Here is a 16,527-nt window from a genome sequence, read left to right as displayed (position 1 = left end):
CCCTTATTCAAACCTTTCAGTTTTATACCATTTAACCTCTTGCTTTAAAATCGTGTCCTTCATAAAACTATAGAAACCAAATCCAGCTACTATACCCCAAAGCTTACAATATGTAAAATACATTATGGCTATAATAAAGAAATTCTTTAAAGTCAATTCCCCTTTTTCTGTAGATATACACACCAGCAATGATAATATAAAAACAGATACTGCCATAACCCATAGTGCAATACCATACCCTTCAATATTTAATGTAATAAGCCCCAACATTGATAAAATAAATAATAAATCCGAAATAATATTTGCACTTAAAAAGAAAAAATATACCATAACATAATAAGCAATATCAAATCGTGTTGCTCCTGAATCCCTTGCAAAAATATATTTAACATTCTTTAAAACCACATATATATTTCCTTTTGCCCATCTTGTCCTTTGCTTAAACCAAACCTTTAATGTTTGAGGTTCTTGCTCCCAAGTTACAGCAAGTGGCATAAATTTAATTTTATACCCCATTCTATATAATCTAAAACTTATTTCAGTATCTTCTGTAACTGCTTTTGTGTCCCATCCCCCCATTTCTTCTATTAAAGATCTTCTTATAATAAAGTTTGTGCCAGGAATGGTACATAAATTAAAGAACTGCCACCTTCCAGCCTGTGACATCCACTGGAAAGCTAAAGTTTCAATATTTATAAAGGCAGTTAACATATTTACTTTCTTATTTCTACATCTAAACTTCCCTATAACAGCACCTAATTGTTTATCTTCTTCTATGGTTTGAACTAGGTATTTTAATGCTTTAGACTCTGGCGTATTATCAGCATCATATATAGCTAAATATTCACCCCTACTTAAATCTAAGGCAATATTTAATGCATTAGATTTTCCCTTACCACCTGTTATATTATCTGTATTTATTACAATGAAGTTTCTATTTGGATACCTATTTTTTACGTTTTCTAGTATTTCAGCTGAATTATCTGATGAATTATCATTTATAATTATTACTTCATATCTATCCTCTGGATAATCCAAATTTAACAATGATACTGCAGTCTTCTCTATTACAATTCCTTCATTATGCGCAGGTACCATAATACTTACAAATGGATAATGCTCCAATTCCTCTTTCATTTTTTTGTCATTTGTTTTTGTATAATAAATATACCCTCCAATTACTAAGACAATGTTTACAGTTATAACAACCCATATAGTCCCTAGGGAGTATAATAAAAGATAGTCAAAAATATTCATATTCCTTTACCCACCTACTTGAAATATTTCTTTTTATCAATTCTTCTACTATTAAAAAAGAAAATTATAAAAATACATATTGCTATTAATGTAATAGTAAATATCCCTTTATTAAAGTCACTTAAACTCACCTTATCTTCTTCCTCTATTTCTTCATTAATAAAAGCCTTACTATATTCTTTATTAGATATAAACCTTTCAGTATATACACTTTTCCCATTTAGAAATATCCCTTTATAATTCCCTTCAATTTTATAGTTACCAAAAGAAATCTCCATATCCATTCTTTTAGTAGGATTTGAAAAAACAATTCCTGATGATAACATTTCTTCTACTGTTTTTTGAAACAAATCATTTTCGGTGTTTCCATTAATAGCTAAAGCTACTCCATGGTAATATTCCTTATCTAGCTTTTTCCACTCCTCTTCCACAAGAACATTTTTTATTCCTTTAATATTAAGACTCCTTATATTTAGATTTCCTATATCTCTATTATTCCAAAGCAAAACTGAATTGCTTCTGTTTATAAAGTTTTCTTTATCATAACTATATATCCACTCATTTGGTACTGTAAGCCCCACTGGATATATCCAATAATTAACAAAACTTTCATATGCTAAAGTCATTTTACTAATAAGCTCACTAACCTGAATATTTTGAGACTGATATATATATGGTGATGATATAAATATTGTTCCTCCATTTGCAGCACAATACCTTAAGGCTTCAGTATATCTTTTCATAGAATCAAAATTTTGATTTTTAAACACAGGCATTGCATCTACAATAAAGTTAATTCCTCTTTCTTTTAGATACTCTACTTTTTCAACCAATTCTTTTAAACTATCATATGGATAGACATTTTTTAAAACAAGATAAGTGCCTTTTTTAGAATTATCTATATTAAATTCCCTCTCTAGATATCTTTTTAAAATTAGTTCATTTCCTCTATCTAACATATCTAAATTACTTTCATTAAAGGTAACTACATTTGAATTATTCTCTTTTATACTATTAACCTCATTATTCAGCTCATCTTCAACGGCTAAAACTACAACACCTGAGGCATTAACCACATCCTCATTTGTGTATTCATTCCACCTTTTTATTTTTAAGTCAGAGCCACTTGTTACCATAACTCTTACTAATTTATTTAACAAATTCTCATTAGCTGTAAACTCCTTATAGCTATCAAATATAATTAGAAAATACTTATTTTCAGTATCTGCTTTTATAGTTCTAACAGAAAATGTAGAAAATAGCATTATACATAAAAGAAATACCAAGCTCCTTTTTTTAAACATCGTATTCCAATTCCTTCTCTGCTCTTTCAATGAAATCCATTGAATCATTTATTGATTCATTTATAGTGTATGAACCTATTTGAACTTCTATATTTAAATCATTATATAGCTGTTCTTTTCCAATTTTTAATTCACCTATAGATTTTTTCAGTCTATTTTTTACAATACTAGTTCCATCCTTATCTGAAATTATAATAAAAGCAAATGTGTCATCATCTAGAATATATTTTCTATCTTCAAACCTTAAGGAATCACTTAATTCTTCTGAGCACTTAACTAAAACCTTATTAAAATATTCTTTTCCTACAATCTTTACAAGCCTATTTCCATGTTTAATTCTCACAAGAATTAGACTTACTTGAACGTTATATCTTTTATAAAGGTTAATATATACAGGCATTTCTTCCATAAAGGCACTTAAATTTCTTAATCCAGTTGATATATCTACCTTTATAAACTTTTCATTATATGAAATTATCTTTGCATAATTATTTTCAAGATTCTTAATTTCTTCTGATAAGAAGGATACAACCAATGCAGTTACAGGTATTATAACTATCCAGAAAAAAACTTCTTCCTCTATTTTCACATTAGAAATCACAGAAATTAAAAAGTTATAGGAGGTATAGACAAAGTCTATTATTAAGATTATTACTAAAACAAAAGTTCTACTTAAATAATAACTTGCTAAGGCTACAATCATTACAAGTGTAATCATTATATAATTCTTAATGTCAGAACCTAAGTTTAAGTAATTAAAAGAAATGGACAGTATTAAAAAATATGCTATAAGTAAACTTATAGATATATCTATTTTATTATTTGCTTTATAATCATTCATCCTTAGTCAACTTCCTTTCCACTGTTTTTTATCATTTGTACGATAAAATTTATCAAAATCAAATCAAAGCTTAAATTAAATAGAAATACGTGCTTTGATAAATCTGCATCTCCTGCTCCTATTACAGATGTGAATATTTGAGATAACCCAGCCAAATACACATATATAAAGCAATCTTCAATGAGAATTGATTTCTTATCCTTGTTATTAAAAGCTTTTTTATACCTTTTAAAGGAATAAATAAAATATACTCCTGAATACACTATTGCAAATAAAAGTCCTTTAGGCATTATAAACTTCTTTAATGAACTCCATAATACAAAGAAATTACTCTTTGCTCCAAATTCCTTCCCTTCTATCTTTTCAAAGTTCCCCATTGCCTCTGGTCTTATTTCATAAGCTTTACTAAAGCCCATATCTAATACTTTTTTTAAAGCAGATGGGTGGGTTGTGTAATATTTTATAATGGATCCAATAGAGTATTTATTATAGAAGTTTTCTAATAACCTTTCATCATATGGAGAAATTGATGGTGTTTCCTCATAGAATATTTCACCTTCTAATAAGGAATAACTTCCCTCTATTCCAAAGTACTTTAATATTTTTTCAGGATCATTCTCATGTAATAATACCCCTCTATTCATTGCATGAAATCTATTTATATAATCAAAATCCCCCTTAATAGATTTATAAAAAAACAATGCAGATACTACAAATATAATGGATAATGCTATAGAACCTGCTCTTATGATTTTATCTTTAGTAGAAAATGCTACTCTTAAAATAAGTATTGCTATTAATATACCAATAGGTGCTAATTGTTGTTTAGCCCCAAAAAACAAGAAAACAATACATGAAAACAGAATAAGATTTAATAGATTTATTTTATTAAATCTTATAATATATAATATTATTCCTATACTTAATAAAAACGTAGGGACTACCACTCCTTCTCCATAGAAAGAATTGAAGTAAGATATATATCCAGTATCACAAAATATTACAACATATAACAAAGAAATTAGATATTTTAATCTTTCTTTTTTTAAATATGATGTAAATACTTTTACTAATAAATATCCTGCTATGGAGTGTACAAAGAGTAGTAAGCCCCCTAAAAATCTTATATCAAATATTTTATTACTATAGAATATTTGATTTATTCCTAAAGCAAGTTTTATGAAAAATGATTGAGTAGATATCAATAAAGTTTCTGATTCATTATAATACTCATAAATGCCATAATCCTTATTAAAATATCCCAAAATTTTCTCATCTTCTTCTATTGGCAAATGATATAAATCGTTACTACTCATTATTCTAAAATAATCTCCATTATCGGCAACACCAATTATAGGTCTGATAAAAAGTGTAATACCTCCAATAATCAATATTAGAAAAAATGTCAATAATTGCGGACTTATCCTCTGCCCTAGAGCAAATAAAGCTCTTTTAATTCTTTTATTCATTTGTAATCACCTAATTATCTTTAGTTCTTTAATTATATCTTATTTTATATTTTCCCTATTATCATCAACAATATCTAAAGATTTATCAATAATATGAGATAGAATATATACATATTTCATAAATACTTCTTTAAAATCACCAATGGTTGTATCTTGTTTAAAATAGAATTCAGTATAAGCTATACTATTTGTGCCTTCATACTTTTTAATATAAGGATCTCCCAGTTTATCAATTTCATTATGTACAACTTCTAATACTAAATTTCTTCTTTTTTCAAATGCGTCAACATTTTTACTATTTGCAACATTCTTAAGTTTATATCTTGTAATATATGGATTAGGCTCATAATGTACATATAGTACCAACTTCTCATTAGTAACATGGAACTCTGCTTCAATATGAATTTCATAAGTTTCTTCTCCAACTTCATACAATCCATATTCCCACTTTGCTTCTTTACCTATCCATCTACTCTTTACAAGCTTAGATATAAAACTTAGCTCGTCTCCACCTGCACCTTTCCCAAAAAACCTTACAGATAAATTATCTGGGTAATCCAATGAAAGCATCAATGTCCTAAAGTGTATAAACATCTTTTCCTTTTCATTACTATCAAGAAGAATATTTATAGACTGTGTGTTAGCTGGAAGCTCTTTAAGACTATAATATCTAATCATATTAGCTCCAAAGTCTTTATACAACCTATTTAATCCTTCATCTTCTATCTCTACCCACACATCATTTATTAAATCCTTAAAAGTTTTATTAATATACCTATCATCTTCCTTAAGCTCGTCCTCAAGCAATGTTAAATAGATACACTGAAATTTAACCTTCTTATCATTATTATACCCTTGAATAAGCTCTGTTTTAGCTACTTCTTCAGTATAAATAAAGGTTTGATTATGACCTTCATTTGCTTTTAATTTCTCCTCAATAACAGATATAACAATTTCATTTGCATTTTCAGCAATTACAATAATATCTGGTACCCCCCTTGATGTAGAATTTTTAGTATAAGCTTCTACTTCAAAGCTATCTATATCAGGTACCTCCAATATATGTTTACCAAATGCATTTTTGAAATTATTGGAATTATTAATTAAACCCACTATCATATTACCTATTATTTCTTCATTAAAAGTAACTCCTAATAAATCCATAGTATTTATTGGCACTATCTCATCCCCCTTTTGACCCATAATAATTAATTTTATCATATAATAGCCTTATTTTACATCTTTTTTCTATACCTTGTAAATCTTTGCCAATTATATTAAATTTGTAAATACCATCCTATTTATGCATTGATAAGTAATACTCTCTTTTAATTTGCAAAAACTCCTCTAGATCATTTAGGAATTGAAATAATAATGCCCTATTCTCAAATTCATCTCTACTCTTTGGTAAATCCATTTGTTTGTATATATCTCTTAAATAATTAACCTTATTAATTAACTGAAGACAGTCATTTTCTTCAGCTAGATTATTTGCCACCTCTTTAGTTAAGTTTGAAAGCATTTTAGTTTGCTCATACTTCATATAAAACCTTTGAAAATGCTTTTTCATTCTTTTTATTGTGTCCATCTGCATAATTCTCATATCTATATACTTTATAAATTGCTTCTTTTCCTTAAATAGATAATTATTATTTATCTCTAAAGCTAATGTTTTTGTGGAAGCAATAGTTTCTTCTATCTCATCTAAAACCTTCTGCTCATCTATTGGTACAGCATGAGTAATTAAAGTTTCCCCCATGGAATAAAGTATTTTTCTATATCCCTCTTCAATATTTTCTTTATTCTCTTCAAACTTATGTTCTAAAGACTCAGTGAATAAATTAAATATAAGAGCTACCCCTATACCAATTAAGGTTAGACCAAACTCATTTATAACCCAATAAATATCTATGGGATTACTAACTAATAGATGAGTAGATAAAACAGACCCAACTACCATACCTTCTTGCAAGGAAAATCTTTTTGTTATTGGAACAAATATTAAAAGAAATAGTCCAAAAACTATTGGATTAGTACCAAGAAGTAAATATAGAAAATAAGATAATAATATTGCTATAGATACTGCAATAAATCTTTTTATTGCAACTAATATAGATTCAACTCTAGTACCTTGTATACTTAATATTGATATAATTCCTGCAGTAACACTAAATTCTAAGCCTAACCTTGTTGCTATTATAATTGAAATTGTAGCTGATAGTACAATTTTCACTGTATTAGAGTATAGTGTTTTTTTCATAAACCTTTTCCCCTATTTTATATAAAATCCATTTGTATAAGTTTCTTTATCATACTTTATTTCTATTCCATTAACCATTTTTTCATCCTCTTTTTTATATACAAAAGGAATATCATCAATTTCTACTAACATATCCTCTTCACTTTTATAACTTGGATAAATTTCATATGCAGGTCTTCCACACCCTCTAAAGACCTTTATTCTTATGTAATTTTCACTACTATCCTTTATTATATCTTCTAAAGCTTTTTTAGCCTTTTCATCAAATCTTATGTTCATATCTTAATTCTCCCTTACATATTCAAATCTATATTTTTGTTTTACTTCTGGATATTTGTCATGGTCTACTTCACTTGCAAACATCTCTAAAGGTCTTACAAAAGTTCTAAATTCTCCATATAGCGCCTTATATACAACAAGCATTTCACCAGTTTCTGTATGCTCTGCTATATCAATTACTTCATATTCATTTCCCTTAAAGTGTCTGTAAATTCCAGGTATTATTTTATTCATCTATTTCACCTCAAATACAATTATACAAACTTTTTCATATAATTAAATACCTTTTTCGCTTTATTTAGTCATGACTCTATTATTTATAATTTTTAAAAATTTATTAATATTTACTATATATAATTTACTTACTACTATTTAATGATATTATAATATATAAGAGGTGATTAATATGACATTATCTAGTAATAATAATAGCTTGAGTAAAAAAATAGATTTATATAGAACTGTATTATCTGATGAGTTCATGCGCAAATTCAGTAAATTTAATAATATAGACGACTTTTTCAACTCTTGTAATTGTATTATTACAACAGAAGAAGATTTTAATAATATAGATATTGATGAATTTAATGATTATATACAAAAAAATACTAAGTTTGGTTCTTGGAATGATATGATAGAAACAGCAAGAATTGCATTCAGCAAATATAAACTTAACTTACTATAAATAATTCTATATGTTTCTCCACATACTAGATGTGAATTCTATAACAAGGAGGAATATATAATGAAGTACGGAAAAATATTAGCAGCAGTTCTTATCGGATCTACACTTCTTATTGGATGTAGTAATGATAAGAATAATGATACCAATAATGGTAATAACAGCAATCCACCATCTACTGAACAAAGCCAAAATCCTGGAAATTCAACAGGTACAGAAAAACCTGATATAATTACTTCCCCATCTAAGGTTACAGATGATGTTACTTTAGTTGAAGCTTTAAATGAAACTGGTCCTTGGATAGTAATACCTCAGAATGATATTAAAACTGATAAAGACATAGTTGTTTCTAAACTTACAACTATTCCTGAGGGAAAAGTTGGACGTAATATTTCACTTTATGCAACTGATGAAAATCAAAATGTAGTTAAAGAATTTACACTAACTGCACCTAGATTAACAATTGCTGCTGATGACGTTGAATTAAAACGTGGTACATTTGTTGGAGACATATACGTTCAAGGAAAGAACTTTAAAATCTCAAATACAAAGGTACAAGGAAACATATACTTCCAAAACCAAGAAGCTAAAGACACATTTAAATTAGATGGAGATGCTTCAGTTTCAGGTGTACAAGAAGTAAAAAAGTAAAATAAAAATCACAGAGTAAAATCCTCTGTGATTTTTATTTAATTAATTATTTAAAAGATCGAACATTTCCTTTACTGTTCTCTTTACATTATCAGGTAACTTATCCAAAGCCTTTTTTCTTTTCTTTTCATCTAATTGCATTATTCTCATAACTTCCTGTTGAAGTCCAGGTATGTTATTTAAATCTTGAGTAAGTTGAGCAAACTTTTGTGCGAAAGCAGGATCTTGCTGCATTCTTTGTTGAACCTTTACTATTAGTTCATAAGGATTCATCCTAATCCCCCATAAATTATTTAAATCATATTTTATCTTATTCATTTTTGCTTTAAAGGTTCTTAAATTTTGCTCTTAAAACACTTTCTAATTAAACTCTATTACATTCAATCCTATTTCATCATCAAATTTTCTACCAATAACTCCATTTATTCTATGTATTATTATTTCACAAGTAGCACTAATTACAGCTTTATTTAAATGACCACCAACTACGCTTCCATCTTCTCTACCAAAGTTTGCATGAAAATGTAAATATGGTTCATTATCTTTTACTGATATATTCCCTGTAAGGCTTGTCATCTCCATTTCCTCTTTATACTCACTAGAAAAATATTTCTTTTCCTTTACTTTATACAAGCCTAAAATCACATTATCTACTGCACCTATAGCTGATACAGAACCTGCACTTATAGCTTTTTCTTTGCATAATTCTGTAATTTCTGAAATTATTTCTTCTCCCTTTTCTAATTTCATTACAATTGTGTCTCCAAATACTTTATAAATCATTATAATCATTCCCTTTCTAGATATAAAGTTGTAGATATGTAAAAGAATCCTCTGCCTATTACGGTAAAGGATTCTAATTTTTACTTACATAAATAATTCTGTTTTACTAATTTAATTATTTCTTTAGCTTCATTTGCTTGTTTTTTAGGCACCTTAAAAGAAATAGGCGCACTATAAAAAGCTCCACTTGTAGCCATTACTGTATTTCCATCAACACCAATTTTAACATCAACATCAAGATCAAAATTACCTGCTGTTTCATAAGTAACACTTTTTATATTTTTCGCTGGGAAAAATTTAACCTCTACTTTTTTACCGGTTACACCTTGTACATCAACTAAATATAATCCCAAGTTAGTTAGAATTATAGAATCTCTTATAAATTGAAATGAAGCTATTATTTCTTCCCCATCTAAAATATGATCATTAACATATTTTAAATCTGCTCCCATAGTAGCATTACCAACTAGCTTATCATAAATACCCATTTCATCGCCTCCAAATCATTTATTAATATAATAATATCATATTTTTGTGTAAACCTATACTAATTTATAATATAATCTTCTAAATATTCATTAGCAATATATGAGATTTCACTCCTTAAATTGTTTAACATATTTAATTCTCCACTTTTTAAATCCCTTACCTCATTAACTATTAAATTTATACTATTATAAAACTCTTCTATTTCATCTGTACCTAATAAATCTATTTTATCTTCTATAGGCTTAGGTAAATATATATCTTCATCTATTCCTGATATCTCATATACCTCAATCTGCTCTATCATAGCCACTACTATAGTAGTTATTTCATTTAAAGTAAACTTTACTTTCTCCATTTTCTTCTCCTATTACTTTATGATAAATCATTATATCCTTAAGATAACCTTATATCAACATTAAATTAATTACATATATTTGCAAATATCCTTTATATTGTTATATAATCTAAAGGGAATATTTGTATTTTCAAAAAGGGGGGTAAATATGAAAGATAAATTTCTTAATAATCTAAGTGAAAAAATCACTCTTAACGCTTTGGGGAATAAAGAGGCTGTTATTGGTTCTATAGATGGCTTTAGCTTTACTATAGTTGCTAACAAAAATACATATAATCTTGTATTACCAGTAAAGCTTTCAGAAACTTATACAAAAATGAAGTTATTATACTTCTTAGACAACTTAAAAATTGATTATGACAAAATAAATGATATACTTTACTCTAATTCAAACATTATTGTTAGTTATACACCTAAAAAGATAAATGATCTTTATGTAGATGAATTTATTGAAATACTAAATAAAATTACTAATGAACTATCACTTAACAATCTTTCAAGTTGCTGTGGTTTATGTGGTGAAGTTGTTAGCATTTCTCCATTTGCAATAGATGGAACACTAGTGCTATGTTGTGATAACTGCAAAAATAATGTACATGCTGATATTGCTTATAAACAAGAATCTATAAGAGAGCTTCCAAACAACATTCCACTGGGAATAATAGGTGGAATACTTGGCTCTTTAATAGGTGTTGCAGTATGGATGTTTGTAAACTATTTAGGATATATCTCTGCACTTTGTGCAATACTGCTTGTATTTTGTTGTATAGCTGGATATAAAAAGTTTGGAGGTAGGATTAACATTTCAGGTGTTTTAATAACTTCATTAATTATTATACTTATGGTTTTCCTTGCAAATTACTTGTCCCTTGGAATTTCATTATATTCAGAATTTAAAGATATAGGAGCTTCTTTGTTAGATTGTTTATTAGACATTCCTGCATTACTAAAAGTTCCTGAAGTAAAAAGTGCTTTTATAAAAGACTTAGGTGTAAGCTATTTATTCACTGTAATTTCTGCAATATCAATTTTTGCCAAAACTTATAAAGAAGATAATTACAAAATTAGTACTGAAGAGATAACTTATTAAAATACAAATAAAGATACTAGATTTATATAAAATCTAGTATCTTTATTTTAAAAACCATTATTTTTACTAACATCCCCATACCAATATCCACTTTTTTTCAATGATCTCTTTAATCCATTTTCCCTGTCTACATGTACAAATCCATACTTATTCTTGAAAGCATTAGACATAGACCAATTATCCATAAGTGACCACATGTGATATCCAAAAACATTAGAGCCTTCATTTTGAGCCCTCCAAATCCACTTTAAATGTTCCTTTACAAATTCAATTCTAGCATCATCATGAATAAAACCTGCATCATCCATATCCTCAATATCACCTTTATATCTTCCAATTCCATTTTCTGAAATATATACTGGAATATTATCATATTCATCCCTTAACATTATTAAAATATCATAAATACCCTCAGGATAAATTTCCCATCCCCTATCCTTGTTAAAGATTCTATTAGGCATTTCGTAATGTTCAAAGAAATATTCAGGACTTTCTACTTTTCCTCCACTTATATGTTCTTTAGCCTTTACCCTTCTTGGAAAATAGTAATTGAATCCTAAAGTTTCTATGGTGTTATTTTTTATTAACTCTAATTCTTCTTGTGTATAAAACTCTTCTAATAAATTATATTTTTTTAATAATTCTACTAATTCCCTATTGAATTCTCCCTTTACCATAGGATCAAGGAAGCTATTTGTAAAAAATAGTTTGCAAATCTCTGATGCCTTAACATCTTCCTTATTATTATAATCTCTAGGATATACTGGTGACATACTTAATATGGTCCCAATAGTACTATCACTTCTTAAAACCCCATCTTTTCTAAGTCTTTTGAATACTTCTACAGCTTTTGCACTAGACAGTATAGTATAGTATGTAGCTTTTACACCTCTTTTTAAATCCTTTATTATTGGATAATGAAATCCATAAATATATGAACCTTCTATGGGTACTATAGGTTCATTATGAGTAAACCACTTCTTTACTCTATGCCCAAATAATCTAAAAGCAATTTCTGCATATTCTTTATATTTATCAACAACATCTAATGACTCCCAGCCACCTTTTTCTTGCATAATCCAAGGCATATCAAAATGAAACAAACAAACAAAAGGTTCTATTCCATTATCTAATAGCTTATTAATTAAATCATTATAATACTTAACTGCTTTTTCATTAACTATTCCATCTCCATTTGGTATTAACCTTGACCATGCTATAGAAAACCTAAAGGAGTTATGATTCATTTTTTTCATCATCTTTATATCTTCATCATACATATGATAAAAATCTACCGCTACTTTATTTCCCTCGCCACCAAAAAATCTTTCAGGTTCCTTCTTAAACCACACATCAAAAGTAGTATCACTTTTCCCATCACCTTCATGGGTTCCTTCTGTTTGAAGTGCTGAAATAGCAGTTCCCCAATAAAATCCTTCATTAAATTTATAATTCATATATATCCTCCATACTTTCTACTAAAATAACAGGTAGCCTAATGTTATAAACCAGGCTACCCTTTTAATTAAGCTTTCTTTAAATCCTTATACATCTCTATCATTTCTTCTACTAAACTTTTTATGATTTCTGCACTCATCATTTGATCCTCTGCATGCATTAGTATTAGTGAAAAATCCACCTTTTCTCCTGCTGCTTCTTGCTGAATTAATGATGCATGTGCGTGATGACCATCAGTTAAATACTGATTAGATCTTTTCAAATTTTCATCAGCCATCTCATAATTGCCTTTTCTAGCTTCTCTAATTGCCTCTATAGATAATGACTTTGACATTCCTACATTACTTATTATTTCAAATGATATAAGTTCTAACCCTTCCATTACTCTTCTCCTACTTCTTCTCTATACGTTTGCCATTTGGGATTCTAAATTCCCCTCTGCTTCAGCTTGCTTTTGAGCAGATTTACTAGCAGCTATAACGAATGGAGCATAAATTAAAACACTAACAGCTAAACATATAAAGCCACATACAAGTGACATTACATCTGAACCACCTGTTCCTAAGAATGGTATTAATGGTCCTGGTGTTGTCCAAGGCACCCCATATGCTACCGGTGGCATTATTTCCAGTACCACCACAAACATATAACCCAGTAATATGTTTACAACTGGAGTAATAATAAATGGAATTATATATATCGGATTTAATACTATTGGTAACCCAAAGATTATAGATTCATTTATATTAAATAATCCTGGAGCTAAAGATAATTTTGCAATACCTCTTTGGTCTTGTGCCTTACTAAATAAAAATATGGCTATAATTAAACCTAAAGTACATCCTGATCCTCCATAGTTTGCAAAAGCATCATTCATTCCTCCCCAAGTTACTGGAAATGGAGCTCCCCATGCAGTACCATTTTGTGCAACATATGCTAAGTTTGCATTATTTGCTTCTGCAAACATAGTATCTCTAACCGCTGCAATAGTGTTTGGGCCATGAATTCCCATAACCCATAGTAATTGTGAAACTAAAGCAAATACAACAACTGAACCAACATTATTTCCAAGTTTAGTTAAAGGTCCTTGAACAACATTGTATACAATTTCGTGTAATCCACCTGGGGCAATTTTAATAACAATAAAGTTGATAATAGCGAAAGAAATTGTTACAATCATAATAGGTAGTAAAACTTTAAAAGTTCTTGCTACTGCTGGTGGAACTTGTGGTGGCATTTTAATTTCTAATTTGCTTGTTTTTGATAATCTAGACATTAACTCACCAACAAGTAAACCTACTATAATAGCTACGAATAAACCTTGCGCACCCATATATTTTGTTGCTAAGTGGTTAGCGCCTTCTACAGCAACATAGTCTGGGTAGATTATAAAGAATACTGATATAGCTGTTAATCCTGTCAATAAATCATCAGCTTTCATTATTCTTGCAAGGTTTCTAGCTACTAGAAATACAATTAATATTGCTAGTATGTCTACTGACCCCTTTAATACTGGACTAAATATTGCTTGATAATCAGCTAAATTAGGAAATATTTCTCCTAGCTTAAATATCTTAGCAATAAATCCATCTGGTGATAACAAAACAAAATTAAGTAATATCATTAGGGATCCTGCCATTGTAAGAGGGAATGTTAAAATAAATGCATCTCTTACCGCACAAATATGTCTTTGTGCATTTAGTTTTGTAGCAATTGGTACAAGAGCTTTTTCAATTCCTACTTGAAACTTGTCCATAAAACTCATTTCTTTTCCTCCTTAAATATTATTTATATCATTAAGCTAAGATTAAGAAATCTTAGTCAATGCACTCTCTAATATTGCCTTTCCATTCATTGTTCCATATAACCTCATGTCTATTACTTCTACTGGAATCCTTCCTGCAACTAAAGCGTCTACTTGTGGCTTTTGGAAACGTACTTGAGGCCCTAATAATACAATATCAACACTATCTACTACTGTTGAACATTCTGATACAGGTAATGCTTCTATATCTATTTCTATTCCTTGTTCTATTGCAGATTCTTTCATTTTATTAACTAATAAACTTGTTGACATTCCTGCTGCACATACTAATAATATTTTTTTCATAAAAACTCACTCCTTAATTTTAAAAGTTTCAATTTAGATTCATTTAAATGTCTTCACCATTACTTTTTATTACATCCTTATACCAATAAAAGCTTTTCTTCTTAATTCTTCTTAAATCCTTTACATCATTTTCATCTCTATTTACATAAACAAAACCATATCTCTTTTGATATCCATTTAGCCAACTTAATAAATCTGTAAATGACCAAGTACAATATCCCAAAAGTTCTACTCCATCAGTAACTGCTTCTTTACAAGCTTTTACATGATTTTTTAAATACTTTATTCTATAATCATCATTTATTACATCACCCTCTTGAAGCTTGTCAAACTCTCCAAGGCCATTTTCAGTAATTAAGATTGGTAATCCATATTTACTTGTTAATCTTCTTAATCCTATTCTTAACCCTGTAGAATCAATTTCCCAATCCCAATTTGTACTATCAAGATGTGGATTTTTTTTATTTTTATATACTCCTGGTATTCCTCCCTCTTCTTGAGTTCCTTTTTCACCTGAATTATTCATTCTATAATTTCTAGTCACTCCATCTAGGGGATTCATTGCAACTGTAGATGTTCTGTAATAATTTATTCCTATAAAGTCTGCCTTACCCTTTTCTAAAAGTTCTAACTCCTCATCTTCAATAACAGGAGCGATTCCTAGCTTTTCATAATTTTTAAGTGTAAATGATGGATAAGTCCCTTTACAATAAACATCTAACCACCAACTACAATTTATGTCCTCAGCATCCTCAGCTGCTAATATATCTTCTGGATTACAACTATATGGATATGTAGGTGAGAAAGCAAAGCTTGGCCCTATCATACCATTAGGTACAAATAACCTAAATGACTCTATAGCCTTTGCATTTGCAAGATTAGCTATATGATTAGCTTGTAACATTCTTTTGATATCCTTTACACCAGGTGGGTGCAAACCTTCTTTATAACCTAATCCTATAAACACATTCTGTTCATTTAAAGTTACCCAATATTTTACCCTATCTCCATATCTCTTATATAAAGTTATACAATAATTATTAAAATCTTCTATGATATTCTTAGACTCCCATCCTCCATATAAATCTTGAAGTGCTTGAGGTAAATCCCAATGATATATTGTTATGATTGGTTTTATATTGTTTTTCAATAATTCATCAATTAAGTCATCGTAAAACTTTAAGCCCTCTTCATTTACTTCTCCTCTTCCTTCTGGGTATATACGACTCCATGATATTGAAAATCGATATGCTTTTAACCCCATTTCAGCCATTAATGCTACATCCTCTTTATATCTGTTATAGTGGTCTACTGCTATATCTCCATTAGTTCCCTTAAACGTTGCACCAGGAATTTTAGTATATATATCCCATATACTTTCTCCTTTGCCCCCATCATTCCAAGCTCCTTCTACTTGATAAGCAGCTGATGCTGATCCCCACAAAAAATCATCTCTGAAAGCATCCAATTTAGTATATATCATTATATCAACTCCTTTC

Annotated in this window: 20 protein-coding genes; 3 read left to right on the top strand and 17 right to left on the bottom strand. The window is 28.7% G+C overall.

What is annotated here, in order from left to right:
• Window positions 1–3 precede the first annotated feature (3 nt).
• The 8 genes from DR024_RS11035 to DR024_RS11000 all read right to left on the bottom strand — a co-directional run bounded on the left by DR024_RS11035 (window position 4) and on the right by DR024_RS11000 (window position 7,644).
• Window positions 4–1,257, bottom strand: coding sequence for a glycosyltransferase family 2 protein (locus DR024_RS11035; protein WP_055183805.1), 1,254 nt, complete (start codon window positions 1,255–1,257; stop codon window positions 4–6).
• Window positions 1,258–1,271: 14 nt separating this feature from the next.
• Complete coding sequence (locus tag DR024_RS11030; protein WP_055254251.1) at window positions 1,272–2,561, bottom strand: polysaccharide deacetylase family protein; 1,290 nt, start codon at window positions 2,559–2,561, stop codon at window positions 1,272–1,274.
• Complete coding sequence (locus DR024_RS11025; protein WP_111918792.1) at window positions 2,554–3,402, bottom strand: diguanylate cyclase domain-containing protein; 849 nt, start codon at window positions 3,400–3,402, stop codon at window positions 2,554–2,556. Before DR024_RS11025 ends, DR024_RS11030 begins: the two co-directional genes overlap by 8 nt.
• A gap of 2 nt (window positions 3,403–3,404) precedes the next feature.
• Window positions 3,405–4,871: a glycan biosynthesis hexose transferase WsfD gene (gene wsfD / locus DR024_RS11020; protein WP_055254253.1), complete on the bottom strand. Its 1,467-nt coding sequence runs from the start codon at window positions 4,869–4,871 to the stop codon at window positions 3,405–3,407.
• A gap of 39 nt (window positions 4,872–4,910) precedes the next feature.
• Window positions 4,911–6,092 carry a PD-(D/E)XK nuclease family protein gene (locus DR024_RS11015; RefSeq protein WP_111918790.1) on the bottom strand — a complete coding sequence of 394 codons (1,182 nt, stop codon included), beginning with the start codon at window positions 6,090–6,092 and terminating at the stop codon, window positions 4,911–4,913.
• A gap of 76 nt (window positions 6,093–6,168) precedes the next feature.
• Window positions 6,169–7,131, bottom strand: a complete 963-nt coding sequence (locus DR024_RS11010) for an aromatic acid exporter family protein (protein WP_055183800.1) — start codon at window positions 7,129–7,131, stop codon at window positions 6,169–6,171.
• A 12-nt stretch (window positions 7,132–7,143) separates the two neighbouring features.
• Window positions 7,144–7,410: an iron-sulfur cluster biosynthesis family protein gene (locus tag DR024_RS11005; protein WP_027097915.1), complete on the bottom strand. Its 267-nt coding sequence runs from the start codon at window positions 7,408–7,410 to the stop codon at window positions 7,144–7,146.
• Between the two features lie 3 nt (window positions 7,411–7,413).
• Complete coding sequence (locus DR024_RS11000) at window positions 7,414–7,644, bottom strand: DUF1653 domain-containing protein (RefSeq protein WP_027097916.1); 231 nt, start codon at window positions 7,642–7,644, stop codon at window positions 7,414–7,416.
• Window positions 7,645–7,816: 172 nt separating this feature from the next.
• On the opposite strand from DR024_RS11000, the gene DR024_RS10995 reads away from it, so the two are divergent.
• Entirely contained in the window at window positions 7,817–8,095 is a 279-nt protein-coding gene (locus tag DR024_RS10995) for a hypothetical protein (protein WP_034866077.1), read from the top strand.
• A gap of 60 nt (window positions 8,096–8,155) precedes the next feature.
• A complete protein-coding gene (locus tag DR024_RS10990; protein WP_034866080.1) occupies window positions 8,156–8,743 on the top strand; it encodes a hypothetical protein in 588 nt (195 codons plus the stop codon).
• Window positions 8,744–8,785: 42 nt separating this feature from the next.
• Here the strand turns inward: DR024_RS10990 and DR024_RS10985 are convergent, their stop codons facing one another.
• From DR024_RS10985 to DR024_RS10970, 4 genes are all read right to left on the bottom strand, one after another.
• The gene (locus DR024_RS10985; RefSeq protein ID WP_423236502.1) at window positions 8,786–9,061 is read right to left on the bottom strand and encodes a hypothetical protein; all 276 of its coding nucleotides are present in this window, start codon (window positions 9,059–9,061) and stop codon (window positions 8,786–8,788) included.
• 42 nt (window positions 9,062–9,103) lie between these two features.
• Window positions 9,104–9,526, bottom strand: a complete 423-nt coding sequence (locus tag DR024_RS10980; protein ID WP_027097918.1) for a PPC domain-containing DNA-binding protein — start codon at window positions 9,524–9,526, stop codon at window positions 9,104–9,106.
• An 80-nt stretch (window positions 9,527–9,606) separates the two neighbouring features.
• Window positions 9,607–10,014 carry a PH domain-containing protein gene (locus DR024_RS10975; RefSeq protein ID WP_027097919.1) on the bottom strand — a complete coding sequence of 136 codons (408 nt, stop codon included), beginning with the start codon at window positions 10,012–10,014 and terminating at the stop codon, window positions 9,607–9,609.
• Window positions 10,015–10,073: 59 nt separating this feature from the next.
• Entirely contained in the window at window positions 10,074–10,370 is a 297-nt protein-coding gene (locus DR024_RS10970; RefSeq protein WP_027097920.1) for a hypothetical protein, read from the bottom strand.
• Between the two features lie 148 nt (window positions 10,371–10,518).
• Between DR024_RS10970 and DR024_RS10965 the strand changes: the two genes are divergently transcribed.
• Window positions 10,519–11,460, top strand: a complete 942-nt coding sequence (locus DR024_RS10965; RefSeq protein WP_027097921.1) for a hypothetical protein — start codon at window positions 10,519–10,521, stop codon at window positions 11,458–11,460.
• Between the two features lie 47 nt (window positions 11,461–11,507).
• Here the strand turns inward: DR024_RS10965 and DR024_RS10960 are convergent, their stop codons facing one another.
• The 5 genes from DR024_RS10960 to DR024_RS10940 all read right to left on the bottom strand — a co-directional run bounded on the left by DR024_RS10960 (window position 11,508) and on the right by DR024_RS10940 (window position 16,511).
• Complete coding sequence (locus tag DR024_RS10960; protein ID WP_034866083.1) at window positions 11,508–12,917, bottom strand: glycoside hydrolase family 1 protein; 1,410 nt, start codon at window positions 12,915–12,917, stop codon at window positions 11,508–11,510.
• Between the two features lie 68 nt (window positions 12,918–12,985).
• A complete protein-coding gene (locus tag DR024_RS10955) occupies window positions 12,986–13,300 on the bottom strand; it encodes a PTS sugar transporter subunit IIA (protein WP_111918788.1) in 315 nt (104 codons plus the stop codon).
• A gap of 21 nt (window positions 13,301–13,321) precedes the next feature.
• Window positions 13,322–14,683: a PTS sugar transporter subunit IIC gene (locus tag DR024_RS10950; RefSeq protein ID WP_027097924.1), complete on the bottom strand. Its 1,362-nt coding sequence runs from the start codon at window positions 14,681–14,683 to the stop codon at window positions 13,322–13,324.
• A 42-nt stretch (window positions 14,684–14,725) separates the two neighbouring features.
• A complete protein-coding gene (locus DR024_RS10945; RefSeq protein WP_111918786.1) occupies window positions 14,726–15,028 on the bottom strand; it encodes a PTS sugar transporter subunit IIB in 303 nt (100 codons plus the stop codon).
• Between the two features lie 43 nt (window positions 15,029–15,071).
• A complete protein-coding gene (locus DR024_RS10940) occupies window positions 15,072–16,511 on the bottom strand; it encodes a glycoside hydrolase family 1 protein (RefSeq protein WP_027097926.1) in 1,440 nt (479 codons plus the stop codon).
• Window positions 16,512–16,527: the final 16 nt, after the last annotated feature.

Origin of the sequence: Clostridium paraputrificum (assembly GCF_900447045.1) — a bacterium.
GTDB classification, from domain to species: domain Bacteria; phylum Bacillota; class Clostridia; order Clostridiales; family Clostridiaceae; genus Clostridium; species Clostridium paraputrificum.
This window is presented reverse-complemented; position numbering and strand designations above follow the sequence as displayed.

Excerpts from the sequence above, each read along its gene's own strand:
- DR024_RS11035 (WP_055183805.1), bottom strand. The coding sequence starts at position 1,257 with ATGAATATTTTTGACTATCTTTTATTATACTCCCTAGGGACTATATGG.
- DR024_RS10950 (WP_027097924.1), bottom strand. The coding sequence starts at position 14,683 with ATGAGTTTTATGGACAAGTTTCAAGTAGGAATTGAAAAAGCTCTTGTA.
- DR024_RS11015 (WP_111918790.1), bottom strand. The coding sequence starts at position 6,092 with ATGATAAAATTAATTATTATGGGTCAAAAGGGGGATGAGATAGTGCCA.
- DR024_RS10975 (WP_027097919.1), bottom strand. The coding sequence starts at position 10,014 with ATGGGTATTTATGATAAGCTAGTTGGTAATGCTACTATGGGAGCAGAT.
- DR024_RS10940 (WP_027097926.1), bottom strand. The coding sequence starts at position 16,511 with ATGATATATACTAAATTGGATGCTTTCAGAGATGATTTTTTGTGGGGA.
- DR024_RS10970 (WP_027097920.1), bottom strand. The coding sequence starts at position 10,370 with ATGGAGAAAGTAAAGTTTACTTTAAATGAAATAACTACTATAGTAGTG.
- DR024_RS11005 (WP_027097915.1), bottom strand. The coding sequence starts at position 7,410 with ATGAACATAAGATTTGATGAAAAGGCTAAAAAAGCTTTAGAAGATATA.
- DR024_RS10980 (WP_027097918.1), bottom strand. The coding sequence starts at position 9,526 with ATGATTTATAAAGTATTTGGAGACACAATTGTAATGAAATTAGAAAAG.
- DR024_RS10960 (WP_034866083.1), bottom strand. The coding sequence starts at position 12,917 with ATGAATTATAAATTTAATGAAGGATTTTATTGGGGAACTGCTATTTCA.
- wsfD (WP_055254253.1), bottom strand. The coding sequence starts at position 4,871 with ATGAATAAAAGAATTAAAAGAGCTTTATTTGCTCTAGGGCAGAGGATA.
- DR024_RS10990 (WP_034866080.1), top strand. The coding sequence starts at position 8,156 with ATGAAGTACGGAAAAATATTAGCAGCAGTTCTTATCGGATCTACACTT.
- DR024_RS10945 (WP_111918786.1), bottom strand. The coding sequence starts at position 15,028 with ATGAAAAAAATATTATTAGTATGTGCAGCAGGAATGTCAACAAGTTTA.
- DR024_RS11010 (WP_055183800.1), bottom strand. The coding sequence starts at position 7,131 with ATGAAAAAAACACTATACTCTAATACAGTGAAAATTGTACTATCAGCT.
- DR024_RS10995 (WP_034866077.1), top strand. The coding sequence starts at position 7,817 with ATGACATTATCTAGTAATAATAATAGCTTGAGTAAAAAAATAGATTTA.
- DR024_RS11000 (WP_027097916.1), bottom strand. The coding sequence starts at position 7,644 with ATGAATAAAATAATACCTGGAATTTACAGACACTTTAAGGGAAATGAA.
- DR024_RS11030 (WP_055254251.1), bottom strand. The coding sequence starts at position 2,561 with ATGTTTAAAAAAAGGAGCTTGGTATTTCTTTTATGTATAATGCTATTT.
- DR024_RS11025 (WP_111918792.1), bottom strand. The coding sequence starts at position 3,402 with ATGAATGATTATAAAGCAAATAATAAAATAGATATATCTATAAGTTTA.
- DR024_RS10965 (WP_027097921.1), top strand. The coding sequence starts at position 10,519 with ATGAAAGATAAATTTCTTAATAATCTAAGTGAAAAAATCACTCTTAAC.
- DR024_RS10985 (WP_423236502.1), bottom strand. The coding sequence starts at position 9,061 with ATGAATAAGATAAAATATGATTTAAATAATTTATGGGGGATTAGGATG.
- DR024_RS10955 (WP_111918788.1), bottom strand. The coding sequence starts at position 13,300 with ATGGAAGGGTTAGAACTTATATCATTTGAAATAATAAGTAATGTAGGA.